The following is a 24,626-nucleotide window of genomic DNA, read 5'->3' as shown; positions in this document are numbered from 1 at the left end:
CGCCGTGCCGACGGGCGGGAGGACGGTGGGCGCCGTCAGACCTCCAGCAGGCCACGCCGGTGCGCCAGGCTCACCGCCTCCGCCCGTCCCGACGCCCCGAGTTTCGCCATGACGTTCGACACGTGCACGCTCACCGTCTTGGTCGAGATGTACAGGCGCTCGCCGATCTGCCGGTTCGACAGGCCCTGCGCCACCAGGGTGAGCACCTCCTCCTCGCGTTCGGTGAGGGTCGACGCCGTCGCGCGGCGCACGCCGGGCAGGTCCAACCGCGCGCGCTTGGCGAGCGCGCGCAACGCCTCGGCGAGGGGAACGGCGCCCATGGCGTCCGCCTCGGCCAGCGCCTCCGCCGCGGCCGCCTTGGCGGCCTCCCGCTCGCCCGCGCCCAGCAGGGCCTCGGCCCACCGGTAGCGCGAGCGTGCCACCTCGTAGCGGTACCCGAAGTCGAAGATCTTGACGGTCTCCTGCCAGGCGTCCGCGGCCTCGCGCCACGACGCCTCCGGCGCGGACCCGTTCCCGACGACGGCGTGCAGCCGGGCGTTCTCCGCCGCCGCCCGCTGCAGCCAGGCGTTGCCCTCGGGCCCGAGCACGCCGCCGCGCGGCCGCCCCCGCTCCGCCGTGTTCCGGGCGAGGTCCAGGAGCGAGTCGCCCCGCTCCAGCCGCTCGGCCGCCGTCCGTTCCCGGGCCGCCTCGCCGGAGCCGGCCCGGCCCGACGACCGGTCCGCCTCCGCCGCGTCGGCCAGCGCGGCGATCGCCAGCGCGGACAGCCAGATCCCCCCGAGGAACAGCTCGTTCCACACGCCCACGAGGTGTGCGGTGACGCGCTCGGCGAGCGTGAGCGCCTCGTCGTACCGGCCCGCCCAGGTGAGCGCGTCCACGAGGCAGCCGCCGCCGAGGAGCGCGATCATCCCGTCGTCGTGCCAGTGCGCCAGCAGCGCCTCACCGCGGGCGATCACCTCGCGGTCCCCGCGCGCGACCGCCGCGTACATCGTGGCGGCGTTCAGTACCTGCACCGACGCCGGGGGCACGTCCCCGACCGGCCGCGGCGCGAGGTCGCCGCGGAAGTACTGCATGATCTCCTGCAGGATCCGCATGTTCACCGGGTAGGTGCTCCAGGCCAGGCCCAGCTCCTCGGCGCGGGCGAGCCCGTGGGCCACCTTCTGCTCCGCGTCGGCGAGATGGCCGGCGTAGAAGCGGTTGGCCGCCACGTTGTGGAGGCAGCGCATCTCCGCGAGGACGTCCCCGGCCCGGACCGCCGCCGCGCACGCCTCGTCGAGGAGGCGCGCCGCCTTGTCGGCCTCGCCGACGTCGAGCACGGCGAGCGTCGCGAGGGCATCGGCCAGGGCGCCGTGCTCGCCGAGCGCCCGCGCGCCCTCCGCGGCGCGCTCGGCCTGCTCGCGTGCCTCGTCGTCCAGGTCCATCTGCATCGCGATGCGCGCCAGCAGGGCGTCGCTCCACACCCGGTCGGCGCTCGCGTCCGGCAGGACGTCCAGCGCCGCTCTCAGCTCCCGGGCGTCGTCCTCGGCGTGCTCGCCCCAGTCGGGCAGCTCGAGCTGGCGCCGCACGAGGACGTGCTGCAGCGCGGCACGTCGCTGCGGGTCGTCCCCCAGTTCGTCGATCGCGCGGCGCATGAGGCGCACGGCGCGGGCGGGGTGCCCGGCCTTGGCCGCGGCCTCGCCCGCCGCGACGGCGACGGCGACCCGGTCCGTGCCGAGCAGCGACTCCGCCTCCGGGACCGACGCCCACAGGGCCAGCACCTGCTCGTGGTGCCGTAGTTCCTCCTCCGGGGCGAGCAGGCCGCGCGCCGTGAGCGCCGCCTCGTGCGAGGTGACGAGGGCGGCGGGCAGGTCGTGCGCCTCGAAGGCATGGTGCGCCCGCTCGGCCGGGCCGCCCAGGGGCAGCCCGTCGGCGCCCTTCTGAGCCAGGGCGCCGAGGTAGGCGCGGTGCATCTCGGACCGTTCGCCGGGGAGCAGGTCGTTGTACAGGACCTCGGCCAGCAGCGCGTGCCGGAACTCGAGGTGCCCGCCCGACACCATCAGGACCTGATGGGTCACGGCCTCCCGCAGCGCGGCGTCGATCCCCGCCGCCGGGTCGCGCTGGGCGGCCGCCGCCCGCAGTAGTTCCTCGCGCACGCGGCGGCCCGCCACCGAGGCCAGGCGCACCACCTGCTGCACGTGTGGATCGAGCTGTTCGATCCGCGTCCGCAGCACCTCGGTGAGCGTCCAGGGCAGTGCTCCGGGCTCGGGCCCGGCGTCGAGGAGCTCCTCCGCGAAGAAGGCGTTGCCCTCGGACCGGTCCAGCACGCTTGCGAACTCGTCGGCGCTGAGCGGGCCGCCCGCCAGCGCCGTCGTGAACTCGCGCAGCTCGGCCTCGTCGAACGGCTCGAGATCGATGCGCTCCACGTGCTCCAGCCGGGACAGCTCGGCGAGCACGGGGCGCAGCGGATGGCGCCGGTCGACGTCGTCGGTGCGGTAGGTCACGACCACGAGCAGGTTCTCCGAGCGCGCGCGGGCCGCGAGGAACCGCAGCACGTCGCGGGTCGAGGCATCGGCCCAGTGCACGTCCTCGACGACCAGCAGGACGGGCCGGCCCGGCGCGCCGGCCTCGCCGAGGCTGCGCGCGATGCCCTCGAAGAGCTGGAGCCGCTCGTCGTGGTCGGCGCCCGCGCCGCCACCCGGCTCCAGCAGGCGCCACAGGGCGGGCCGCTCGGCGACGAGCCCGGCGACCCGCTCGGCGGCCTCCGCCCCCGCGGCCCCGGCCTGGAGCTGGGCGAGGGCGTCGGTGAACGGCAGGTAGGGGATGCCCACCTGACCCAGGTCGACGCAGTGCACGACGACGGTGCTCGCCCCGGCCTGCTCCGCCGCCTGTGCGACGTGGCTGATCAGCCGGGTCTTGCCCACTCCGGCGTCGCCGCCGACGAGGACGAGGCCGGGCCGCCCGGCCGACGCGCGCTCGACCGCCCGCAGGAGTGCGCCGGCCTGCTCCTGCCGGGAGATCAAGGGAATGGTCGTGGAACGCCTCACGGGGACATCGTGCCACCGGCCACTGACATTCCCGCCGTCGTACGCGGGGGAAGCCGTCAGCGGGACGGCCGTCGCCACACCGTGCGGTGTGGCGGCCACCGTCCCGCTGACGACCGAGGTGCCGGAGCCGGGGGTGCCGGAGTGCGTGCCGCCCGTCATGCGAACAGGCCGCGGTGTGCCGGCTCGGGACCCATGCCCGACAGGCCCCGGCGGATCTGCGTCCCCCGCTTCTCCGCCGGCGTGCGCGCCCCACCCCGCCGCTTGTCCTTCGGCGCCTTCCTCGTCCGGCCGCCCCAGGCCTTCTTCAGCTCCTCCCGGCGGTACTGCACTTCCGCGTCCATGGCGGTGCCCCACAGCGACATGATGTCCTCCGATGGTCCTGCCCGGCGGGCCCGTTGCCCGTCCGGTGCGACATGGAAGACACTCGTCGTGAGCCGCCACCCGCCACATCGGCCGATCGCCCAGTCCTGTCGCCCGGGCCCACCTCAGACGACCGCCTCACCCGCGCCGGACGGCCCCTAAGGTGCCTCAGCCCGCCTCAGTCGCAGGCCGGCGCCGCCGCTCCCGCCACACCCGCGGCCCACGTAGAGTGGCCCGCGTGCCTGAGCTGATGGTCGCCACCGCCAACGTCAACGGGATCCGCGCCGCCTTCCGGCGCGGGATGGACACCTGGATCGCCGCCCGCACGCCGGACGTCCTGCTGCTGCAGGAGGTCCGCGCACCCCAGGAGGTCGTCGAGAAGTACCTCGACGGCTGGCACGTGGCCAACCTCGGCAGCGAGATCAAGGGCAGGGCCGGCGTGCTCGTCGCCTCGCGCCACCCGATCGCCGGTATCCGGCGCGGCCTGCCGGTGCCCGGCGGCGGCGCGGAGGCCCACGTCGACACCGGCCGCTGGATCGAGGCCGACATCACGCTGCCCGGTGACGCGGGCACCCTCACCGCGGTCTCGACCTACCAGCACTCCGGTTCCACCAAGCCGGGCGAGGAGGCGACGATGGAGGCGAAGTACGCCTACCTGGAGCGGACCACGACCCGCCTCGCGGAGCTCGCCGTCGCCCCAGCTCCCGCCGTCGTCGCCGGCGACATCAACATCGCCCACACCCGCGCGGACATCAAGAACTGGAAGGGCAACCTGAACAGCGCCGGGTTCCTCCCCGCCGAGCGCGCCCACCTCGATCGCTGGGCCGAGCTCGGCTGGACCGACCTGGGCCGAGCGCACGGCGGCGACGGCCCCGGGCCGTACACGTGGTGGTCGTGGCGCGGCAAGGCGTTCGACAACGACGCCGGATGGCGCATCGACTACCAGTACGCGAACCCGGTCCTCGCCCCGGCGTGCCGGAAGGTCGAGGTGGACCGGGCGCCGTCGTACGCGGAACGCTGGAGCGACCATGCCGCGGTGGTCGCGGTCTACGACCTCTGACGACGACGTTCAGCCGCGGACGGCGTCCTGGATCGCGTTGTTGAACGCGGGGAGCGACGCGCGGTTCCACGACGTGGCCGCGATCCCCGGCTCCTGATCCGTCGTCATGATCGACTTGGAGTCCTCCAGGGCCGCGGTCACGTCGCCGCCGTCCGGGCCGATGCCGTGGAACGTCGCCGTGCCGTCCTCGTGCGCCTCGCCGGTGAACTCGGTCGTGTCGTTCTGCATCGCGCCGTCCCGGACGTCGACGAGCCGGCGCTCCCCGGTGATCGTGCCGTTCGACGCGACGGTGCCCGCGATCAGGCCGAAGCGTGTCGCGCCGTCCTCGGCCTCGGTGACCTCCGCCATGTACGAGAACTCGTCGCCGGCGGCGAAGCCGTCGCCCGATCCCGCTCCGCCGATCCCGCATCCCGTCAGGACGACCGCGGCGAGCACCGCCAGTGCCACGCCGATGGTGGTAGGTCCACGCTTGTGTTCTCCGGCCGGTGCACTCCGTGGCACTGGTCCCGTCCCCTCGTGTCGTGCACCGAGGTGCACTCGCGGTGCCCCCGCGACACCGCGTGCGCACAATTTAGCGGAATCCGGTGCCTCCCCCGAAATCTCCCGGCCACCCGGTCGCGAGGGACGTCACACGGCGCCCGCGCCCGCCGACGGCGGCGCCGCGAGGAATGCCGGGGCGGTCAGCCCGGCCTCCGCGAAGGCCCTGTTCACGGCGTTGGCCACCCGCTCGACGTCGTCCCGCGGCACCAGTGCGATCGCCGAACCGCCGAACCCGCCACCCGTCATGCGGGCGCCCACGGCACCCGCGGCCATCGCCGTGTCGACCACCAGGTCGAGCTCGCGGCAGGACACCTCGTAGTCGTACCGGAGCGAGGCGTGCGACGCCGTCATGAGCGGACCCACCTCCGCCACCAGGCCGCGTGACACGAGGTCCACGAACCGTGCGGTGCGCTCGGTCTCCGTCACGACATGACGGACCCGGCGCGCGAGGATCCCCTCGGCGTCGTGCGGCGCGAGCTCGGCGAGGGCGGCGTCCAGCCCGTCCGGCTCGATCTCGCGCAGGTTCTCCAGCCCGAGCAGGTCCGCGGCGCGCTCGCAGTCCGCGCGGCGGGCGCCGTACTCGCCGTCGACATGGGAGTGCGGCGCGTGAGTGTCGACGACCAGCAGCTCGAGGCCAGCCGCGGCCGGATCGAACGAGACCGGGCGGCCCGACTCGAGGGCCGACAGGCCGGGCCGGAAGTCCAGCAGCAGGGCGCGCCCCTCGGCGCAGCGCAGCGACGCGGACTGGTCGAGCCCCCCCGTGGGCGCCCCGGCGATCTCGTTCTCGGCGCGCCGGCAGGCGTCGACCAGCTCGGTGCGACCGGCGTCGGTGGCCGCCAGCCCGAGGCCGTCGACGCCGTCGATCGCGACCGCGAAGGCGGCCTCGAGCGACGCCGACGAGCTCAGTCCCGCCCCGAACGGCACGCAGGAGTCGACCGCGGCGTCGAAGCCACGCACCTTGTGCCCCGCCTCCGCGAGTGCCCAGGCCACGCCGGAGACATAGGCGCCCCAGCCGCTGACCGACCCGGGGGCGACGTCGGACAGCCGGGCCTCCCACGGCTCGTCCGGCGTCTGCGCGGAGACCAGCCGGACGACGCCGTCCTCGCGCGCCCGCAACGCCACGTACGTGCGGTGGGGCAACGCCGTGGGCAGGCAGAGGCCCGCGTTGTAGTCGGTGTGCTCGCCGATGAGGTTGACGCGGCCCGGGGCGAACCACACGCCGTCGGGCGCGTCGCCGTCGAAGGCGTCGGAGAACACGGTACGGACACGTCGGGCGCCTCCTGCGGGCGTCCAGGACTCGAGCCACTGCGGCGTGGAAGGCATGGCCCAGATCCTATGCGGCGGGATTGCGCCGTCCGGCGCCGTCTCGCTGGATGACTCGCCGGGTGATACGGCGGCCGACGCGTCGGCGTACCGTGCGGCGCCGGACACCCCGCCGGGACGACTAGGCGGGCGTCACACCGAGCTGCATCCCCGCCAGCCCGCGCTTGCGCGCCGCGAGCTCCCGCGCCACCTCACGCAGCACGACGGCGCCCGGCGAGTCCGGGTCCGACAGCGCCACCGGTGTCCCGGCATCCCCGCCCTCCCGCACCGCGACGTCCAGCGGGATCTGGCCGAGCAGCGGCACGTCCGTCCCCAGCAGCTCCCCGAGCCGCGCCGACACGCGCTCGCCGCCGCCCTCACCGAACAGGTGCAGACGCGACCCGTCGGGCTGGGTGAGCCACGACATGTTCTCCACCACGCCCACCACGCCCTGGGACGTCTGCGTCGCCACCGACCCGGCCCGCTCCGCCACCTCCGCCGCCGCGGCCTGCGGCGTCGTCACGACCAGCACCTCCGAGCGCGGCAGCAGCTGCCCCACCGAGATCGCGATGTCCCCCGTCCCCGGCGGCAGGTCCAGCAGCAGCACGTCCAGGTCACCCCAGTACACGTCGGCCAGGAACTGCTCCAGCGCCCGGTGCAGCATCGGACCCCGCCACACCACCGGCTGCCCCTCCGGCACGAACATGCCGATCGACACGACCTTCACCCCGTGCGCGATCGGCGGCAGCAGCATGTTGTCCACCCGCGTCGGCTGCCGGTCCACCCCCAGCATCCGCGGGATCGAGAACCCGTAGATGTCCGCGTCGATCACGCCGACGCGCAGCCCGTCCGCCGCCATCGCCACGGCCAGGTTCGCCGTCACCGAGGACTTGCCGACCCCGCCCTTGCCCGACGCGACCGCGTACACCTTCGTCAGCGAACCCGGCTGCGCGAAGGGGATCACCGGATCGCCCGTGCCCCCGCGCAGCCTCGACCGCAACGCCGCTCGCTGGTCCGGCGTCATCACGCCCAGGTCCACGTCCACCGCGGCCACGCCGTCGACGGCGCTCGCGGCGGCGGTCACGTCCCTGACCAGCGTCGACTTCATGGGGCACCCGGCCACGGTGAGGTCGACGCCGACGGTGACGTGCGCGCCCGGTGCGCCGTCGTCCGCCGCGCCGTCGTCCGCCGTGACCGAACGGACCATGTCGAGTTCCGTGATCGGCCGGCGGATCTCGGGGTCGAGGACACGCGTGAGTGCCTCGCGGACACGGGTCTCGATGGTCGTGGGGCTGGTGGCAGTCACTCTTCGATCGTAGAGGTCGTGCGGGCGTGGCGGGTCCGCGAGGCGAGGTGGATCACATCGCACCTTGCGGATCTGGCGTGCGTCAGGCAAATACTCAGTAACGACCGATAGGGTGAAGAAACGCAGACAGGGAGGTGTGGCATGGCGAACGGGGCGGTGAACATCTCTGTGCCCACCGGCCTGCACAAGATCGCCGGCGAGGAGGAAGCACGCGAGTTCGCTCGCTTTCTCCAGGTCCCCCACCGCGCCTGGCCCGTGGTCGTGATCTCCACCCCCGCGGGCCGTACCACTCCCTACGTCGACCCGCAGCGCGTGCTCGACGACGTCGCCGGGCTCGCCGAGGTCGTCGTCATCCCGACGGGCGACGTGTCGTGGGCCTTCTCGCGTGGCATGCCCGAGTACACGCAGGTGTACGGTGGCGCGTCCCGTGTGTACCCCACGGGTCTCGACTGGGTCCACGACCTGCGCCGTTCTCCGCTGCACTTCGCCTATTCCCTGGCCGACGGCCCCAAGGTGCGCGAGCGGCTCGTCAGCGACGCCCTCTCGGCGGCGGTGCGCGCCGGGCTCACCGGGGCCGCCGGAGCCGGCGGGGGCGGACCGGGCGGGGGAGCCGCCGAGGTCCGCGGGACGGTGCAGGGCGTGCTCGGCTCCCGCGCCCTGATCGAGCTGGACGACGGCGGCCAGGCGTCCGTCGCGGAGGAGCTCACCCTCCCCGGCGTCCCGCTGCAGAGCATCTTCCGGCGCGGCATGAAGGTCCGCGGGCGGTACGACGCCGGACGCGGCACGCTCGACGCGCGCGGCATGCTGCCCGACGACGCCGCGCAGCGGCGGGCGGTCAAGGATAACTATAGAGTAGGCAAAGTCGTGGTCGGCCGGGTGGAGGCCGTGACGGAGGCGGCCGTCACGATCGCCGTCGCGCCCGCCGTGCACGTCAGGGTGCCGCGCGAGCGGGTGACCGGGAATGCCCTCGACGCGCTCGACGACCTCTTCACGCCCGGCGAGGTGGTGCTCGCCCGCGTCGTGCAGGCGCCCGGCGACGCCATCACGCTGCGGCTCGACGACGTGGACGAGTCCGACGAGCCCCTGCCCGCCCTGTCGCTGCTGGACGGCGGGCCGCCGTGGCTGCTCCCGCCCGACCCGTCGCTGCAGGAGCCGGAAGCGGGCAGCGGGCCGATCCGGATCCCGACGCCCGCCGAGGTGGCGAACGGGCGCGGCGCCGCGTCGCCGAGGGCCGGCGCCCGAGGCGGTCCGGAGTACGGGCGCGACGCCGCGGCGCCCGACGAAGCGCGGAACGGCGCCTACGGCGCGGCGCCGGCCGAGCACGGCGAGAGAAGGCGGCGGCCCACGCCCGGGGACATCGCCGCGCGCATCGCGGGGGATGCCGACTCCCCGCTGCCCGCTCCGCCCGAGGACAGCCGCCCGATCCCGGCGCCGGGGGCCGGCGGTCCGGCGTCGGGCGGGGGCAAGGGGGCCGTCCGGGACCTCAGCCTCGCGCTCGACGCGCAGAAGGCACAGGTCAAGCGGCTGGAGAAGGACCTGATCGAGGTCAAGGTCGAGAAGCGCCGGGCCGAGGTGGAGCTGGACGAGCTGCGCCGGTACGTGGCCGACCTGCGCGACCAGGTGGACCGCCGCGACCAGCAGCTCGAACGGTCACGGGCGCAGTTGCGGGCGGAGAAGTCGAAGTCGGCGGCCTACCGGCGCGAGCTCGGGCGGGACGTCGAGGTCACGACGGAGCGGTACTTCTCCGACCCGGCCGAACAGTTCCGGTTCGAGGTCACGCAGACATGGGCGCAGATCGTCCCGGCCGGCGAGAAGGATCGCTGGCCGCTCGAGGAGTACGTGCTCGGGCCGCGGTTCCTCGAGTCGCTGGAGACCGTCGAGGGAATCTCGCGCGACAAGGTGCTGCGGACGGTCGTGCACGTGGTGACGGGGCGGGCCCCGGAGATGAACGGGCTCCAGGTGCATCCGCTGCGCTCGGGCCTCGGCGGTGACGACCCGCAACGTGTCAGGGACGACGGCGCCGCCTGCTGGCGCGTGTCGCTGCAGGTCAACACGCCGTCGGCGCGCCGGATGCACTACTGGCGCCTGCCGGGCGGCGGCTACGAGCTGTCCCGCGTCGTCCTCCACGACGACATGGAGCCGTAGCGGGCCCGGCCGTCGCCGGCCGGGCCCGCGGGATTCTCCGGTCAGGCCGACTTGATCTCCGAGCGGGCGATCCGGATCAGGCCCAGGGTGAGGGGGAGCAGGAGCCAGATCGCCGACGACGTCGCCACGTGGGCCCACTGCTCACCGGTCATGGCGCCGGCGTCGAACAGGAGAGGCTCCGTGGCCGTACCGAGGTCGATCCACGGCATCACATCCCGCAGGCCTCCGACCAGGGAGCCCACGAGCGAGAACGACGTGGGCAGGGCGAAGAACGCCACGATCGCACCCGCCGTGTTCTGGATGAGGGCACCGAACGCGACGCCCTGCGCCATGTAGATGACGGTGAGGAGCAGGCCGCCCCAGAGAGCGCCCGCGGAGATCTCCCACGCGGCCCTCGCGTCGGTGAACGCCACCACGGCGAGGTGGAAGACGGCGGCCAGGGCGACCGCCACCGCGAAGAAGGCGATCCCCGAGCCGAGCGCGGCGACGAGCTTGGCCAGCCCCACCCGGGTGCGCCGCGGTTCGAGCGTGAACGTGATCAGACCGGTGCGCTGGGACCACTCGGAGGTGGCGGCGAGGATCCCGACGACGGGCAGCAGCAGGCCGATCGGCGTCGAGGTGCCGAAGTAGAGCGCCTCGAAGCTCGTGGCACCTTCCCCGATGAACGCCATGACCGCGAGGACGGCCGCGGTGATCAGGGCGATCGAGATCAGGAGCCAGAGCCCGGCCCGCGTGTCGAGCTGCTTGCGCCACTCGACCAGCGTCAGGCGGGTGAAGGGGATGGCGGTCATCGGGCGTTCTCCCTGGTGGATTCGTGCGTGGCGGGTGCGGCGGCGTCGCGCGAGACGTCGGCGGTCAGATCGAGGAAGAGGTCCTCGAGGCTGCGCTGGGAGTGGGACAGCAGGAACTCGGTGGATCCCTGGGCGACGATGCGGCCGTTGCCGATCACGACGATCTCGTCGGCGACCTTCTCCACCTCGTGCAGCAGGTGCGAGGAGAGCAGGACGGTCCCGCCGGATCGCACGAAGTCGCGCAGCAGGTCCCGCATCCAGCGGATGCCGGCGGGGTCGAGCCCGTTCGCCGGTTCGTCGAGGATGAGCACCTCGGGCTCGCCGAGCAGGGCGTTCGCGATGCCGAGCCGCTGTCGCATCCCGAGCGAGTAGCCCCTGACGCGGCGGTCGGCCTCCTTGGGCGTGAGACCCACGAGGTCGAGGACCTCGGTGACGCGGCGTCGCCCGACCCCCATGAGCATCGCCGACACCGTGAGCGCCTCGCGCCCGGTGCGCCCGGCGTGCTGCGCGGAGGCGTCGAGCAGCACGCCCACGCGGCGTCCCGGGTTGGTCAGCTCGCGGAACGGCATGCCGAGCACGTGGGCCGTGCCCGAGGTGACGGGCGTGAGCCCGCACAGCATACGCATCGTGGTGGACTTCCCGGCGCCGTTGGGCCCGAGGAAGCCGGTGACGAGGCCCGGACGGGCCTCGAAGGTGACGTTGCCGACGGCGGTGAAGTCGCCGTATCTCCTGGTGAGGTGGTCTGCGGTGATCATGGCTCCACGCTCCCGGACCGGGGCGGGCGGGCGCATCGGCCGAAGGCCCGGACGTGGTGGTCCGGAAGGCTCGGACCGCGTCGTCCGAAGGTGTGCCCGGGGTCAACCGAAAGGACGATGCCCGACGCCGGCCGCGGCGGGTAGTTTCATGACGCACCTGTGCGGACGAGAGGGACGAGGAGAGGGATGGAAGGCCTGACGCTTGCCGGGCCGCTGCTGGCGGTGCTGGCGGGGCTCGCGCTCGTGGACAGCACGAGCATCGGGACGCTGGGCCTGCCGGTGTTCATGCTGGCGCAGCCGAGGATCCGGGTGTCGGCGGTGCTCACCTACCTGGGCGCCATCGCCCTGTTCTACTGGGTGCTCGGCGTGGCGTTGCACGCCGGCGCGGGGGGTGCCCTGCGGATCCTCGAGGACGCGGGCAGCCCCCGGGCGGTGGACTGGGTCCAGCTCGTCCTGGGGGTGGGGTTGTTCCTCGCGAGCTTCCTGTTCGACGGCCCCATCGGCAGGTGGCGCCGGGAACGCCGGGAGCGGTCCGGCCGGGTGCCGGTGATGCAGCGCTGGAAGGACCGGCTCGTGGGACCGGACGCGTCGGCGGGCACGGCGGTCGCGACGGCGGTCGGCGCGGGGCTGGTCGAGGCGGCCTCGATGCTGCCGTACCTCGCGGCGATCGGGATCCTGACCGCGAACGGGGTCGGTGTGATCACCGGGGCCGTGGTGCTGGCGGCGTACTGCGTGGTGATGGTTGCTCCCGCGCTCGTGCTGCTCGGCCTGCGCGTCGGGGCGGCCCGGATGGTCGAACCCGCGCTCGGCCGCATCAACGACTGGTTCGCCCGGCGCAGCGGCGACCTGCTGGCGTGGACCCTGGGCATCGTGGGCTTCCTGCTCGCCGCGGACGCGTTCGGGCGCCTGCAGTGACGGCGGCCGTGGTCGACCGGCCGGTGGTCCGGCCCGGTGCCCCGTTGGCGCAGAGCCGGGGGCGGCGTGTCTGGGGAGCGGCCTGGCGCACGATGGCCGCCGCGAGCTACGGGTTCTTCGGCGTGGTCGTCATCGCCTGGCAGGAGGAGGTAGGGGAGCGGGTCATCGGGTCGGATGCGCTGCTCGCGCTGGACCTCGTCCTGGGGCTGGGCTCGCTCGTGCTCATGCACCTCCGTCGTCGCTGGCCGCTCACGATCGCACTCGTCCTGACTTGCTTCATGGCGGCGTCCACCTTCGCCATGGGAGCGGCGTCGGTGGCCATCGTCTCGCTGGCGACGAGCCGGCGGTGGTGGCCGATCGGGATCGTCGGCGTCGTGCACGTCGCCGCCTACGCGGTGTACCTGATCGTCTTCCCGTACGCGAGCGACCCGGTGTGGAACGGCCTGTTCGACGTCGGTATCGGCGGTGCCATGTACTACGTCCTGCTCGTCACCATCGGCGCCTACATCGGCCTGCGGCGGGACCACCTGCGGTCGCTCGTGCTGCGCGCGGAGACGGCGGAGCGCGAGCAGTCCGGACGGGTGGCCCAGGCGCGCGCGAACGAGCGGGCCCGGATCGCCCGGGAGATGCACGACGTGCTCGCCCACCGCATCTCGCTGGTCTCGATGCACGCCGGCGCGCTCGCCTACCGCACGGACCTGTCGCGGGAGGAGGTCACGACCGCCGCCGAGACCATCCGCGACTCCGCGCACGCCGCGATGAAGGAGCTGCGGGAGATCCTCGGCGTGCTGCGGCACCTGCCCGAAGGCGGCGCGGTGCTCGGCACGGAGGGCGACGACGTGCACCGGCCGCAACCCACGCTGCGGGAACTACCGGCGCTGGTGGACGAGTGCCGGTCGGCGGGCGTCGATGTCACCTTCCACGACGACCGGGCGACGGAGGATCGGGCAACGGACGGCGGGGCGACCGGCGACGGCCGGTCGGCGGGCGCTGCCGGCCCGGGCGAGGCCGTCTCGCGCACGGCGTACCGGATCGTGCAGGAGGGGCTGACCAACGCGCGCAAGCACGCCCCCGGCAAGCCGGTGGTCGTGACCGTCTCCGGCATGCCCGGCGACGGCCTCGACGTGACCGTCGCGAACCCTCTCGTGGAGGGCGCGCAGGACGAGCTCCCCGCCTCGGGCCTGGGCCTCATGGGACTGACCGAGCGCGCCGAGCTCGGCGGCGGACGCCTGCGATACGGCACGGAGGGCGGTCGCTTCGTGGTGCGGGCATGGCTACCGTGGGCGGCATCATGACGAGCGCCCACGGACCGCCGTCGTCCCGGATCAGGGTGCTCCTCGTCGACGACGAGACCCTGGTCCGCGCCGGACTCAAGCTGATCCTCGGCGGCGCGCCCGACGTCGAGGTCGTCGGCGAGGCGTCCGACGGCGCCGCCGGGCTCGAGCTCGTGCACCAGCTCCGGCCCGACGTGGTGCTGATGGACATCCGCATGCCACGCACCGACGGACTGACCGCGACACGCACGCTCGTCGCCGGCGGCTCCTCGGCGCGCATCATCGTCCTCACCACCTTTGACACCGACGAACTCGTGCTGGACGCGCTCCGGGCCGGCGCGGCCGGGTTCCTCCTCAAGGACACGCCGCCCGAGAAGCTCGTCGAGGCGGTGCGGGCGGCGGCAGCGGGACAGCCCACGCTCTCACCGAGCGTCACGGCACAGCTCATCGCCTCGGTCGCGCGACCCCGGGACGATCGCGCGGACCGGGCCGCCGCCCGGCTCGCGGCACTCACCGAACGCGAACGGGACGTCGCGGTCGCCGTCGGAAGAGGACTGTCCAACGCCCAGATCGCCGCCGACCTGTACATGAGCGAGTCCACCGTGAAGACCCACGTGGGCCGCATCCTCACGAAACTGGACGCCGAGAACCGCGTCCAGGTCGCGATCATGGTGCACGACGCCGACCTGGTGTGACGAGTCGCACCGAGCAGGTAGCGTTCCGGCATGCGCCCACGTCACGGTCAGACGGTCGACGTCGACTCCCTCGACGACTTCACCGCTCGCGTCGCCGCTGGAGCGCGGTCGATGTACGGGTGGCATCTCCGGTCCCTGGACCTGACCGGCCAGACCGCGGCGATCCGCGCGCTCGACGTCGCCGGCGCGCTGTTCCTCGGCTGCGCGCTGAACAAGCCGGACGAGGACTCCGTTCGGGAACGCGGGGCACTCGTCTTTCCCCAGGTGCCGGGAAGCCCCGTCGACTCCTACCGGCCCGGGCTGTACACCCCGAGGGAGCTGTACGACGGCATCGAGGACGGGTACGAGACCACCCTGGACGCCCGCGCCTACGCGTGGTCCCGGCAGCCGCGCTCGCGTGACCTGACCCTCGCGCAGGCGCTGCACGACCACGCCGTCGACGACGCGCTCGCCACCGGGCACGCCGGCCGCAGGGTCGTCGGGATCATGGGCGGGCACTCGCTCGCACGCGGGTCGGCCGCGTACGCCGACGCCGCCCGGCTGGCGTACGAACTCACCCGCGCGCGGCTCACGGTCGCGACCGGCGGCGGGCCGGGCGCGATGGAGGCGGCGAACCTCGGCGCGTACCTGGCGCCGCACGAGCCGGCCGACCTCGACAAGGCGCTCGCGATGGTGGCCCGGGCGCCGTCGTTCACGCCGTCGGTCCAGGACTGGGTGGGCGCCGCGCTCGACGTGCTCGACACGTGGCCCGAGGGCGCGGACAGCTTCGGTATCCCCACCTGGCACTACGGGCACGAGCCGCCGAACCCCTTCGCGACGCGGATCGCGAAGTACTTCAGCAACGCGATCCGGGAGGCGGTGCTCCTCGAGTGCGCGAACGGCGGCATCGTGTTCCTCCCCGGCGCCGCCGGGACGGTGCAGGAGGTCTTCCAGGACGCCTGTGAGAACTACTACGCCGACGCGTCGTCGGTGGCCCCGATGATCCTGGTCGGCAGAGCTTTCTGGACCCGGGAGCTACCGGCGTGGGACCTGCTGAGCGCCCTCGCGTCGGACCGGGACATGTCCGCGAGCCTCCACCTGGTCGACACGATCTCGGAGGTGGTCCCGCTGCTCGCGGCGTGACGACGCCGTCGCCGCCGCGGAGTTCAGGCCGCTATCGCCCACCGGTCTCCGGTCCCCGTGCCCCACGCTCGTCCAGTTCTTCCAGGAGGGTGCGGAGTTCCGAGCGGACGTAGTCGCGGGTCGCGACCTCGCTCAGGAGCATACGTAGCGACGCCATCTCGCGCGCCAGGTACTCGGTGTCCGCGAGGTTGCGCTCGCCGCGCCGGCGGTCCTGCTCCGCGAGGACACGGTCGCGGTCGTCCTGGCGGTTCTGCGCGAGCAGGATCAGCGGCGCCGCGTACGACGCCTGCACCGAGAAGAACAGGTTGAGCAGGATGAACGGGTAGGGGTCCCATCTCAGGCCCCACAGCGCGGCCACGTTGAGCGTCACCCAGAGGATGACGAACAGCGTCATCCACATGAGGAACTGGCCGGTCCCCATGAACCGCGCGAACGCCTCCGCGCCCTTGCCCACGAGATCGGGGTCCAGACGCGGGCGGCGGAAGCCGGCGGCCTTCGGCCGGTCGAGACGATCAGCCATGGGAGACGCTCCCGCCGTCGTCCTGCCCGGACTGCTTCATGTGGTCCCGCGCCGGCCCCGACCGTTCGCTTCGCGAGCCCACCCGCGCCGTGCCGTCCGGCTCTCCGGCCAAGCTCTCGTCGTGGGACTCCCGCCAGTCGTCCGGCAGGATGTGATCGAGCACGTCGTCCACCGTCACCACCCCCAGCAGCCGGCGCTCCGGATCCAGCACCGGCAGCGCCAGGAAGTCGTACGCGGCCATCAGCCGCGTCACCCGCCCCACCGGCGCGTCCGGCGTCAGCCACCAGTGCGAGTCCGAGTCCAGCACCGACGCCACCGCCGCGTGCGGCGGCTCGCGCAGCAGCCGCTGGAAGTGAGCGACCCCGAGGAAGCGACCCGTCGGCGTCTCCGTCGGTGGCCGCACCACGAACACCATCGCGGCCAGTGCCGGCGGCAGCTCCTTCCGGCGGAGCTGCGCCAAGGCCATCGCGATCGTGTCGTCCGCGCCCAGGATCACCGGCTCCGTCGTCATCAGACCGCCGGCCGTGTCCTCGCCGTACGTCAGCAGACGGCGGACGTCCGCCGCCTCCTCGGGCTCCATGAGGGCCAGGAGATCGTCCGCCTGCGCGTCCGGCAGCTCATTGAGCAGGTCCGCCGCGTCGTCCGGCTCCATCGCCTCCAGCACGTCCGCGGCACGGCCCGCGTCCAGCTCCGTGAGAATGGCGACCTGATCGTCCTCCGGCATCTCCTCCAGCACGTCGGCGAGCCGCTCGTCGTCGAGCGCGCGCGCCACCTCGACACGCCGGGCCGGGCCGAGCTCGTGCAGCGCGTCGGCCAGGTCGGCGGCACGCATGTTCTCGTACGCCTCCAGCAGCCGCGCCGCTCCCTGATCGACGTCGGTCCGCGCCAGCCCCGTCACGCCGTCGACCGGAACGGTCAGCGTCGACCCCCGACGCCGCAGCGACAACGGCGCCACCCGCTCCGGCCGCCGCCGCACGAACAACTGGTCCACCAGCCAGTCACCCGTCCGCTGCTTCGTGATCGCCACGTCCTCGACCGTCGCCTCCCCCGACCCGTCCGTGAACCGCACGCGCCGGTCGAGCAGCTCACCCAGCACCAGCGACTCCATCGACCGCTGCTCGAACCGCCGCATGTTCACCAGGCCCGTACTGATCACCTGACCAGGGTTGATGCTCGTGACCCTGGTGAGGGGAAGGAAGACCCGCCGTCGTCCCGGGACCTCCACGACCAGCCCGACCGCCCGCGGCGGCCGGTTCGTACGCATCAGCACGACGACGTCGCGCACCCGCCCCACCTGGTCCCCGATCGGGTCGAAGACCGCCGTACCGGCCAGGCGCGCCACGAACACCGGGGACGAGGAGCTCATGAGGGCCAGGCTACGCGGCGGCCGCCGCACGTGCCGGGGGCCGCGATCCGGCACGCCGGCGGCGGGGATGGCGGCCGGTTGGTGACCGGGTTCGTGGAAGCCGACGGCGCCGAGGGCGGGGAGGCGTTCCGCTGATGGGAGGCGGAGACCGGCCGACCGTCGAGTTCCGCCCCTGGCGGACGGCGCCCGGCTTTCTCGCGATCCACAGGGAAGTACGCGAAACTGTGCAGATGAGCATGTCCCGCCCGGGCGCGATCCCCAAGGTCCCCACCCTGCCCGCCGGAGACGAGGTCGCCGCATACCCGACCTACCTCCAGGCACAGCAGGCCGTCGACTACCTGTCCGACAACAAGTTCCCCGTCGAGAACGTCACCATCGTGGGCACCGACCTGCGCATGGTCGAACGTGTCACCGGACGCCTCACCTACGGCCGCGTGGCGCTCGCGGGCGTGCTGTCCGGGGCGTGGTTCGGCCTCTTCGTGGGCCTGCTGCTCACCCTCTTCGCCGGCGACGGCGGGGGCGGGGTGCTGTTCGTGGGCATCGGGCTCGGCGCCGGCTTCGGGCTGCTGTTCAGCGTGCTGTCCTACGCGTTCACGGGCGGGCGGCGCGACTTCACGTCGTCGTCCCAGATCGTGGCCGCGACGTATGCGATCCTCTGCGCGCACGACCACGCCGGTGACGCGCGGTCGATGCTGCTGGAGTCCCCGAGCGGCGTGGGGCGGCCGTCGGGGAGCGCGCTTCCGGGGGGCGGGCGCGGGTTCGGCACCGTAAGCCCGGTAGGCCAGGGGATGTCCGACGGCGGTGCCGGCGCGGCGCCGGGTGCGTCCGGCGGCGAGCAGGCGCCGGGTGAGGCGCCCCCGGCGCCGCGGAAGCCCGACCCCCGCTTCGTCACCCCCGAGGGCAAGCCCCGCTACGGGGCGATGCGCCCGGAGACCGACGAGAAGCGCCCGGAGAGCGACGACTCGCAGGATTCGTAGGGTTCAGGGCGTTTCCCGACCACAACACGGCCCCTCACTCGCGCAGGCCCGCCATCCACCGCTCCACCGCGTCCGGGTCGCGCGGCAGCGCGGCCGAGAGGTTCTCGTTGCCGTCCTCGGTGATGAGCACGTCGTCCTCGATGCGGACGCCGATACCGCGGTATTCCTCCGGCACGGCGAGGTCGTCGGCCTTGAAGTACAGGCCCGGCTCGATGGTGAACACCATCCCGGGCGTGAGCTCGCCGTCCAGATACATCTCGCGCCGCGCCTGGGCGCAGTCGTGCACGTCCAGGCCGAGGTGGTGGCTCGTGCCGTGCACCATCCAGCGCCGATGCTGCTGGCCGTCCTCGCCGAGCGCCTCCGCCCCGGTCACGCCGTCGGGCAGCAGGCCCCACTCCTCCAGCCGCGCCGCGATGACCTCCATGGCCGCGGTGTGCACGTCCCGGAACTTCGCGCCCGGCCTGGCCACTGCGAACGCCGCGTCGGCGGCGTCCAGCACGGCCTGGTAGATGCGCCGCTGCACGTCGCTGTACTCGCCGGACACCGGCAGCGTGCGCGTCACGTCGGCCGTGTACAGGGAATCCACCTCGACGCCGCCGTCGAGCAGCACCAGCTCGCCCTCGCGCACCTCGCCGTCGTTGCGGATCCAGTGCAGCGTCGTCGCGTGGTCGCCGGCGGCCGCGATCGTCTCGTAGCCCACCGCGTTGCCCTCGAGGCGCGCGTTCGCGTCGAACGTCGTCTCGATGACGCGTTCGCCGCGCCGGTGCGCCACGGCGCGGGGCAGCGCCCGGACCACGGCCTCGAAGCCCTCGATCGTGCGGGCCACGGCCTCGCGCAGGTGCTCGATCTCGAGCTCGTCCTTGAGCAGCCGGATCTCGGAGGCCGCCTCGACGAGCGCGGCGTCGCCCAGGGCGTCCGACGACGTCCGCTCCGCCGTCGCGGCCGACGCGTCCGCCTCGGCGCGCTCGGCCAGATCGAGACCGGCCTCGGCCCGGATCGCGTCGACCAGCGTCTCGATCTCCTCGTCGGCCCCGGTGACGACCAGGAGGACGACGCCGCCGTCGCCGATGTCCTTGGCGAGGGCGTCCTTCAGCTCGTCGACGTGCCGGGCCTCGATGCCCGTGAGCGTCTCGACGTCGGCCAGGGTCGGCCGGGCGCCCACCCAGAACTCGCCGTAGCGCGCGTCCGCGAAGAACTCCTCGTTGTCGCGCGGCGCCAGCGGCCGCACGTAGAGCACGGCGTGGTGGTTCGACGGCGTCCCGTCGGCCGCGGGATCACCGGTTCCCTCCTCGACCGGGTGCAGCACCAGCACGGCGTCGGGCTCCTGGTCCGTACCGAGGCCGGTGAGGTGGGCGAACGCCGAGTGCGGGCGGAACCGGTAGTCCGTGTCGTTGGACCGGGTGCGCAGCGGGCCGGCCGGGATCACCAGACGGGCGCCGGGCAGCCGCGCGGAGAGCGCGGCGCGGCGGTTCGCCGTGAACGGCACCGCACGGGACGCGGTGACGCCCAGGTCCGCGCGCGGCGCCCACTGCGACATCACGAAGTTCTTGAAGGCCTGGGAGGCCGGGCGCTGCGAGCGGTTGGATCCCCGCTCCTCGATGGACTGGTCGGACGAGGTGGTGTTCTCGCTCATGCGATCAGTCTCGCACCCGGGCGGGCTCGCCCGGAACTCGGCGTGTCAGCCCGCGCACCTGCCGAGGATCCCCGCACCCGCTACCTCAGGCCGCCGCGGAGAACGAGGTCAGGGCGCGGGTCAGCACGCGGTTGAACGACACCGGGTCGTCCGTGTTGACGTCGTGCCCCGCCCCGGGGAGGACCACCAGTGACGCGTCCCGCGCCGCCCTGAGATGCCGCCGTTCCTCGAGCCGCATGTGGTCCCGCGCGCCGTTGACCAGCCACACCGGCGCGTCGATGCGCCGCAGGGCATCGAGCGACGACCGCCCCGCCAGATGCGTCAGCGCGTCGGTCACCACGTGCCAGCCCGGCCGGTACGGCTCGGCGTTCTGGTCGGGTGTCACGGCGACCTTCCGCAGGTCGGCGCCGCCCGGGGAGGTGGACGAACGCCCGGGCCGGCGCCCGGGCAGCGGGACACCACGGACGACGTCGGACACCTTGGAGATCGCAGCCCGCACGCCGCCGCCGGCGTCCACGAAACCCTGCGCGAGGTCGCGGTACAGCGCGACCGGCTTACCCTTGGGGTCGGACGTGCAGGCCGCCGCGATGACGCCGGCGAGCCGCGCGGTGTGCGGGGTTCCGCGGGCGGCCCACGCGAGCGACGTGTAACCACCGAGGCTGAGGCCGACGACGGCGACGGGGCGGCCGGGCCCGAAGCCCGCGACGGCGTCGTCGATCACCTCGAAGGCCCGCGGCATCGTGAACCTCTCCTCGCGGCGCGCGCCGTGCGCGGGGAGGTCGACGGCGGTCGCGTCGTGGCCGAGGCGCCGGACGTGAGCCAGCTGCTCCCGCCAGATCGCCGACGACGTGCGCATGCCGTGCACGAAGACGACGGCGGGAGGCGCGAGCTGAGAATCCATGGCCTCCATGGTGCGCTACCGGCCCTCGCGGCACGCGGCGCTCGGGAGTGGTGGTGGTGAAGACCGGGTGCGATTGGGGCGTGTGCGACGCCGGGACGGTGTCGGGGTGGTGCTGAACGTCACCCGGCCCGGCGGTCCGCGGCGGCCGGGATCTCTCTAGACTCGATCCGTGATCGACCTCCACACCCACTCCACGGCGTCGGACGGTACCGATACCCCGGCGCAGGTGGTGAAGGTCGCCGCCGCCGCGGGTCTCGCCGTCGTCGCGCTGACCGACCACGACACCACCGCCGGCTGGGCCGAGGCGGCCACGGCCGCGGCCACCGAGGGCGTGGCCCTCGTGCGCGGTATCGAGATCTCGGCGCACGCGCTCGTGGGCGGGCGTCCCGTGGGCGTCCACGTGCTCGCCTACCTGCACGATCCCGAGCACGCCGGACTGCTCGCGGAACTGACGAGGACGCGTGAGTCCCGCGCGACGCGCGCGGAGCGGATGGCGGGCCTGCTGGCCGCGGACTACCCGATCACCTGGGAGGACGTCCTGGCGCAGACGGAACCGGGGACCACGATCGGCCGGCCGCACCTCGCCGACGCCCTGGTCGCCGCGGGCGCCGTCGCCGATCGCGACGAGGCGTTCGCCACCATGCTCCGCACGGGGAGCCGGTACTACGTGCCTCACTACGCGCCGGACGCGGCCGACGTCGTCCGGCTCGTGCGCGACGCGGGCGGTGTCCCCGTGTTCGCGCACCCCGGGGCGGACGGCCGAGGGCGGATCGTGCCCGACCGGACGATCGCGGAACTCGCCGGCGTCGGCCTCGCGGGGCTCGAGGTGGACCACCGCGACCACGACGCGGTCGCCCGACGGCGGCTCGCAGCACTGGCGGACGAGCTGGGCCTGCTGGTCACCGGCTCGAGCGACTACCACGGACGCGGCAAGCTGAACGTGATCGGGGAGAACACGACCAGGCCCGAGGTGCTGGCCGAGATCGAGCGGCAGGGTGCGCTCGCCGTGCTCCGCCCGGGCGCCGCGGGTGCGGCCGGCACGCCGGACGGGACGGCGGGAGAGCGCGCATGAACGAGCTGCTCGCGCTGTTCGCGACTGTCTTCGTAACGCTGTTCGTCATCATGGACCCGCCGGGCACGGTGCCCGTGTTCCTGGGCCTGACCAGCAGCATGGACCACAAGCGGCGCAACCGTGCCGCGCGCCAGGCGATCCTGGTGTCGTTCCTGGTGGTGGTCATCTTCGCCGTGTTCGGCAAGTACGTGCTGGCCTACATGGGCATCTCGCTGCCGGCGCTGCGCGCGGCGGGTGGTCTGCTGCTGCTCTTCGTGGCGATGGAGCTGCTGACGGGCAAGGCGGAGGAGCCGTCGGCGGCGGCGAACACGAACGTCGCGATGGTCCCGCTCGGCACCCCGCTGCTCGCCGGGCCGGGCACGATCGTGGCCACCATGGTGTTCGTCGAGGAGCACGCGGACCTCGCGTCCTGGGCCGTGATCGGCGCCGGGGTGGTGGCGGTGCACGTGTGCGTGTGGCTGTCGATGCGGTTCGCGAACATCATCCAGCGCGTCCTCCGTGACGACGGCGTCACCCTGGTCACCCGCATCGCCGGTGTGCTGCTGGCGGCGATCGCCGTGCAGATGATCGCGACGGCCGTGACGCAGTTCGTCACGTCGCCGGAGATCCTGACGGGGCACTGACGCCGCCGTGCTCCGGACCGGCGTCAGTGGTCCACGGTCTCCAGCACGACGGCGACCGGCTCGTCCGGTGTGAGTGACTCCCTGGTGCGGACCGCCTTCTTCATCGGCAGCACGTATCCGCCCTCGCGATCCGACGGGAAGACCGAGGTCCGCCAGGTTGTCGACCCCACGGTGACCTTGACGCGGATGGAGCCGAACCCGCGTGGCGGGAGGGGAAGGTCGGCGAGGTCGTCGGACACGTCGGCCGGGACGGTGACGAACCACCAGCTCTCGGTCCGGGCCTCCCACTGCCACAGCGGAGCGCTGAAGGATGCACGCACGGAATGGATCGTAAGCCCTGGGCCGCTCGCGTGGTCCCAGGGGCTCTTCGTGTGGTCGGGGGCGTCAGCCGTCGGACGGAGGGGTGGCCGGACGGCCGCCGCGGGTGCGGCGGCGCGTCCGGGTGCGACGCCGGGCCTGGGCGCCCTCGGCGGCGGGCGCGTCTGCCGACCGCTCCGGGGCGCCGCCGTCCGGCGCCGAGGTGGCCCGGCCGCCGTCGTGCGCGGAAGCGCTCCGGGTGCGACCGCCCGAACCGCCGCCCGGGCGACCACCGCGTCCCCGGCCGCCCGACGACGAGTCACTCCGGCCGCTCCGACCACCCGAGCCGGCGCGCTTGCCGGTCTCACCGAGATCCTCGAGCTTCTCGCCCTCGAGACCCTCGAGGACCCGCTTCTCCTGGGGGAGGCGTCCCTTGGTGCCCTCGGGGATACCGAGGTCGGAGAACAGGTGCGGGGACGTCGAGTAGGTCTCGACCGGCTCCGGGATGTCGAGCTCCAGGGCCTTGTCGATCAGCTTCCAGCGCGGGACGTCGTCCCAGTCCACGAACGTGACGGCCGTGCCCTTGTTGCCCGCGCGACCCGTGCGGCCCGTCCGGTGCAGGTACGTGCGCTCGTCCTCCGGGCACTGGTAGTTGACCACGTGCGTGACGTCGTCGACGTCGATGCCGCGCGCGGCGACGTCGGTGGCGACGAGCACGTCGATCTTCTCGTTGCGGAACGCGCGCAGCGCCTGCTCGCGCGCGCCCTGGCCGAGGTCGCCATGGATGGCGCCGGCGGCGAACCCGCGATCGCGGAGCTCGTCGGCGACCTTGGCGGCGGTGCGCTTGGTGCGGGCGAACACGATGGTCCGGCCCCGCCCCTCGGCCTGCAGGAGCCGCGCCAGGACCTCGAGCTTGTCGAGCGCGTGCGCCCGGTACACGACCTGCGTGATGTTCTTCACGGTCGCGCCCTCGTCCGGGTCGGCGGCGCGGATGTGCGTGGGCTGCTTCATGTACCGGCGGGCCATGCTCACCACGGCGCCCGGCATCGTGGCGCTGAACAGCATCGTGTGTCGCTGGGCGGGCGTGCGGGCGAGGATCTTCTCGACGTCGGGCAGGAAGCCGAGGTCGAGCATCTCGTCGGCCTCGTCCAGCACCACGGTGCCGGCCCGCAGCAGGGTCAGGTGCCCCTGGTTCATCAGGTCGATCATGCGGCCCGGGGTGCCGACGACCACGTCCACGCCCTTCCTCAGGGCCTCGATCTGCGGCTCGTACGCGCGGCCGCCGTACACCTGCACGATGCGCACCGATCGCTTCGCCGAGGCCGTGGCCAGGTCGTTCGCGACCTGCACCGCGAGCTCGCGGGTCGGTACGACGACGACGGCCTGCGGCTTGCCGGGCGCGACGAGCTGGTCGTAGCCCTCCTCGCCGGGGGCGACGATGCGGTGCAGCAGCGGCACGCCGAAGCCCAGCGTCTTGCCGGTGCCGGTCTTCGCCTGGCCGATGATGTCGTGGGCGCTCATCGCGACCGGGAGGGTCATGGCCTGGATGGGGAATGGGTGGGTGATGCCCGAGTCGCGCAGCGCCTCGACGATCTCTTCGCGGACGCCGAAGTCCGCGAAGGTCACGTTCTGTGCCTGGATCGCGGACGGTGTGCTGTAGTCGGGGGAATCGGAAACGGTCTCGGCCGTGCTCGCGGCCGGGCTGTCGGTGGTGGTCACTGGCGCCTTCATCTCTCGTCGGCGCGGCGGCTGGCCCCCTGCGGGCGATCGGCACGCGCCGTTCGTGCGGCAGCCGATCGTGAATATTCGTCGCGGCCCGGCGCCGTCGTGGCGCTGCGGGCTGCGATTCCCGCGGGGCGGCCGGACGGCCGGAGCGCGGAGTCGGAAGTCGTGAACAGGACGACCGGGCAACCGATTACTTGCCTCATGGTACGCGGTCGACGTTTCCTTGT

The 24,626-nt window shown here is 73.5% G+C and carries 22 protein-coding genes; 9 read left to right on the top strand and 13 right to left on the bottom strand.

Features of this window, described 5'->3' with window-relative positions:
• Positions 1–35: 35 nt before the first annotated feature.
• Together IIE03_RS26610 and IIE03_RS03235 are read right to left on the bottom strand one after the other, a co-directional pair.
• On the bottom strand, positions 36–3,020 hold the full coding sequence (locus IIE03_RS26610; RefSeq protein ID WP_318842774.1) for a helix-turn-helix transcriptional regulator: 2,985 nt from the start codon (positions 3,018–3,020) through the stop codon (positions 36–38).
• Positions 3,021–3,175: 155 nt separating this feature from the next.
• The gene (locus tag IIE03_RS03235) at positions 3,176–3,382 is read right to left on the bottom strand and encodes a hypothetical protein (protein WP_192861282.1); all 207 of its coding nucleotides are present in this window, start codon (positions 3,380–3,382) and stop codon (positions 3,176–3,178) included.
• Positions 3,383–3,630: 248 nt separating this feature from the next.
• On the opposite strand from IIE03_RS03235, the gene IIE03_RS03230 reads away from it, so the two are divergent.
• Positions 3,631–4,440 (top strand): exodeoxyribonuclease III, encoded by an 810-nt coding sequence (locus tag IIE03_RS03230; RefSeq protein WP_192861353.1) that lies wholly within the window; start codon positions 3,631–3,633, stop codon positions 4,438–4,440.
• Between the two features lie 9 nt (positions 4,441–4,449).
• On the opposite strand, the gene IIE03_RS03225 is transcribed toward IIE03_RS03230, so the two are convergent.
• The 3 genes from IIE03_RS03225 to IIE03_RS03215 all read right to left on the bottom strand — a co-directional run bounded on the left by IIE03_RS03225 (position 4,450) and on the right by IIE03_RS03215 (position 7,588).
• On the bottom strand, positions 4,450–4,887 hold the full coding sequence (locus IIE03_RS03225) for a hypothetical protein (RefSeq protein ID WP_192861281.1): 438 nt from the start codon (positions 4,885–4,887) through the stop codon (positions 4,450–4,452).
• A 180-nt stretch (positions 4,888–5,067) separates the two neighbouring features.
• Positions 5,068–6,303, bottom strand: coding sequence for a galactokinase (gene galK, locus IIE03_RS03220; protein WP_192861280.1), 1,236 nt, complete (start codon positions 6,301–6,303; stop codon positions 5,068–5,070).
• A gap of 121 nt (positions 6,304–6,424) precedes the next feature.
• On the bottom strand, positions 6,425–7,588 hold the full coding sequence (locus IIE03_RS03215; protein ID WP_192861279.1) for an Mrp/NBP35 family ATP-binding protein: 1,164 nt from the start codon (positions 7,586–7,588) through the stop codon (positions 6,425–6,427).
• A 141-nt stretch (positions 7,589–7,729) separates the two neighbouring features.
• Here IIE03_RS03215 and IIE03_RS03210 point away from each other — a divergent pair, with 141 nt between their 5' ends.
• Entirely contained in the window at positions 7,730–9,733 is a 2,004-nt protein-coding gene (locus IIE03_RS03210) for a hypothetical protein (protein WP_192861278.1), read from the top strand.
• 41 nt (positions 9,734–9,774) lie between these two features.
• Here the strand turns inward: IIE03_RS03210 and IIE03_RS03205 are convergent, their stop codons facing one another.
• Positions 9,775–10,524, bottom strand: a complete 750-nt coding sequence (locus IIE03_RS03205) for an ABC transporter permease (RefSeq protein ID WP_192861277.1) — start codon at positions 10,522–10,524, stop codon at positions 9,775–9,777.
• On the bottom strand, positions 10,521–11,279 hold the full coding sequence (locus tag IIE03_RS03200; RefSeq protein WP_192861276.1) for an ABC transporter ATP-binding protein: 759 nt from the start codon (positions 11,277–11,279) through the stop codon (positions 10,521–10,523). Before IIE03_RS03200 ends, IIE03_RS03205 begins: the two co-directional genes overlap by 4 nt.
• A gap of 186 nt (positions 11,280–11,465) precedes the next feature.
• Here IIE03_RS03200 and IIE03_RS03195 point away from each other — a divergent pair, with 186 nt between their 5' ends.
• From IIE03_RS03195 to IIE03_RS03180, 4 genes are read left to right on the top strand one after another with little or no spacing between them, the layout of a single operon-like run.
• Entirely contained in the window at positions 11,466–12,194 is a 729-nt protein-coding gene (locus IIE03_RS03195) for a GAP family protein (protein ID WP_192861275.1), read from the top strand.
• A complete protein-coding gene (locus tag IIE03_RS26605; protein ID WP_192861274.1) occupies positions 12,191–13,489 on the top strand; it encodes a sensor histidine kinase in 1,299 nt (432 codons plus the stop codon). Before IIE03_RS03195 ends, IIE03_RS26605 begins: the two co-directional genes overlap by 4 nt.
• The gene (locus IIE03_RS03185; RefSeq protein ID WP_225997184.1) at positions 13,465–14,163 is read left to right on the top strand and encodes a response regulator; all 699 of its coding nucleotides are present in this window, start codon (positions 13,465–13,467) and stop codon (positions 14,161–14,163) included. Before IIE03_RS26605 ends, IIE03_RS03185 begins: the two co-directional genes overlap by 25 nt.
• 30 nt (positions 14,164–14,193) lie before the next feature.
• The gene (locus tag IIE03_RS03180) at positions 14,194–15,285 is read left to right on the top strand and encodes an LOG family protein (protein WP_192861273.1); all 1,092 of its coding nucleotides are present in this window, start codon (positions 14,194–14,196) and stop codon (positions 15,283–15,285) included.
• A gap of 31 nt (positions 15,286–15,316) precedes the next feature.
• Here IIE03_RS03180 and IIE03_RS03175 read toward each other — a convergent pair whose 3' ends face one another.
• Together IIE03_RS03175 and IIE03_RS03170 are read right to left on the bottom strand one after the other, a co-directional pair.
• On the bottom strand, positions 15,317–15,805 hold the full coding sequence (locus IIE03_RS03175) for a DUF1003 domain-containing protein (protein WP_192861272.1): 489 nt from the start codon (positions 15,803–15,805) through the stop codon (positions 15,317–15,319).
• On the bottom strand, positions 15,798–17,171 hold the full coding sequence (locus IIE03_RS03170; protein WP_192861271.1) for a magnesium transporter MgtE N-terminal domain-containing protein: 1,374 nt from the start codon (positions 17,169–17,171) through the stop codon (positions 15,798–15,800). The genes IIE03_RS03175 and IIE03_RS03170 overlap by 8 nt, the downstream gene beginning before the upstream one ends.
• Positions 17,172–17,401: 230 nt before the next feature.
• Between IIE03_RS03170 and IIE03_RS03165 the strand changes: the two genes are divergently transcribed.
• Complete coding sequence (locus IIE03_RS03165) at positions 17,402–18,148, top strand: YflT domain-containing protein (RefSeq protein WP_225997183.1); 747 nt, start codon at positions 17,402–17,404, stop codon at positions 18,146–18,148.
• Positions 18,149–18,182: 34 nt separating this feature from the next.
• Here IIE03_RS03165 and IIE03_RS03160 read toward each other — a convergent pair whose 3' ends face one another.
• Together IIE03_RS03160 and IIE03_RS03155 are read right to left on the bottom strand one after the other, a co-directional pair.
• Positions 18,183–19,781, bottom strand: coding sequence for an aminopeptidase P family protein (locus IIE03_RS03160; RefSeq protein WP_192861270.1), 1,599 nt, complete (start codon positions 19,779–19,781; stop codon positions 18,183–18,185).
• An 85-nt stretch (positions 19,782–19,866) separates the two neighbouring features.
• A complete protein-coding gene (locus IIE03_RS03155) occupies positions 19,867–20,682 on the bottom strand; it encodes an alpha/beta fold hydrolase (RefSeq protein ID WP_225997182.1) in 816 nt (271 codons plus the stop codon).
• Positions 20,683–20,851: 169 nt separating this feature from the next.
• On the opposite strand from IIE03_RS03155, the gene IIE03_RS03150 reads away from it, so the two are divergent.
• Both IIE03_RS03150 and IIE03_RS03145 read left to right on the top strand, forming a co-directional pair.
• Positions 20,852–21,754, top strand: coding sequence for a PHP domain-containing protein (locus tag IIE03_RS03150; protein ID WP_192861268.1), 903 nt, complete (start codon positions 20,852–20,854; stop codon positions 21,752–21,754).
• The gene (locus IIE03_RS03145; protein WP_192861267.1) at positions 21,751–22,377 is read left to right on the top strand and encodes a MarC family protein; all 627 of its coding nucleotides are present in this window, start codon (positions 21,751–21,753) and stop codon (positions 22,375–22,377) included. The genes IIE03_RS03150 and IIE03_RS03145 overlap by 4 nt, the downstream gene beginning before the upstream one ends.
• Positions 22,378–22,400: 23 nt before the next feature.
• Here the strand turns inward: IIE03_RS03145 and IIE03_RS03140 are convergent, their stop codons facing one another.
• Both IIE03_RS03140 and IIE03_RS03135 read right to left on the bottom strand, forming a co-directional pair.
• Positions 22,401–22,697, bottom strand: coding sequence for a DUF1905 domain-containing protein (locus tag IIE03_RS03140; RefSeq protein ID WP_192861266.1), 297 nt, complete (start codon positions 22,695–22,697; stop codon positions 22,401–22,403).
• Positions 22,698–22,761: 64 nt separating this feature from the next.
• On the bottom strand, positions 22,762–24,405 hold the full coding sequence (locus IIE03_RS03135) for a DEAD/DEAH box helicase (protein WP_192861265.1): 1,644 nt from the start codon (positions 24,403–24,405) through the stop codon (positions 22,762–22,764).
• Between the last annotated feature and the right edge of the window lie 221 nt (positions 24,406–24,626).

It is taken from the genome of Myceligenerans pegani (assembly GCF_014892515.1).
Taxonomy (GTDB): Bacteria; Actinomycetota; Actinomycetes; order Actinomycetales; family Cellulomonadaceae; genus Myceligenerans; species Myceligenerans pegani.
This window is presented reverse-complemented; position numbering and strand designations above follow the sequence as displayed.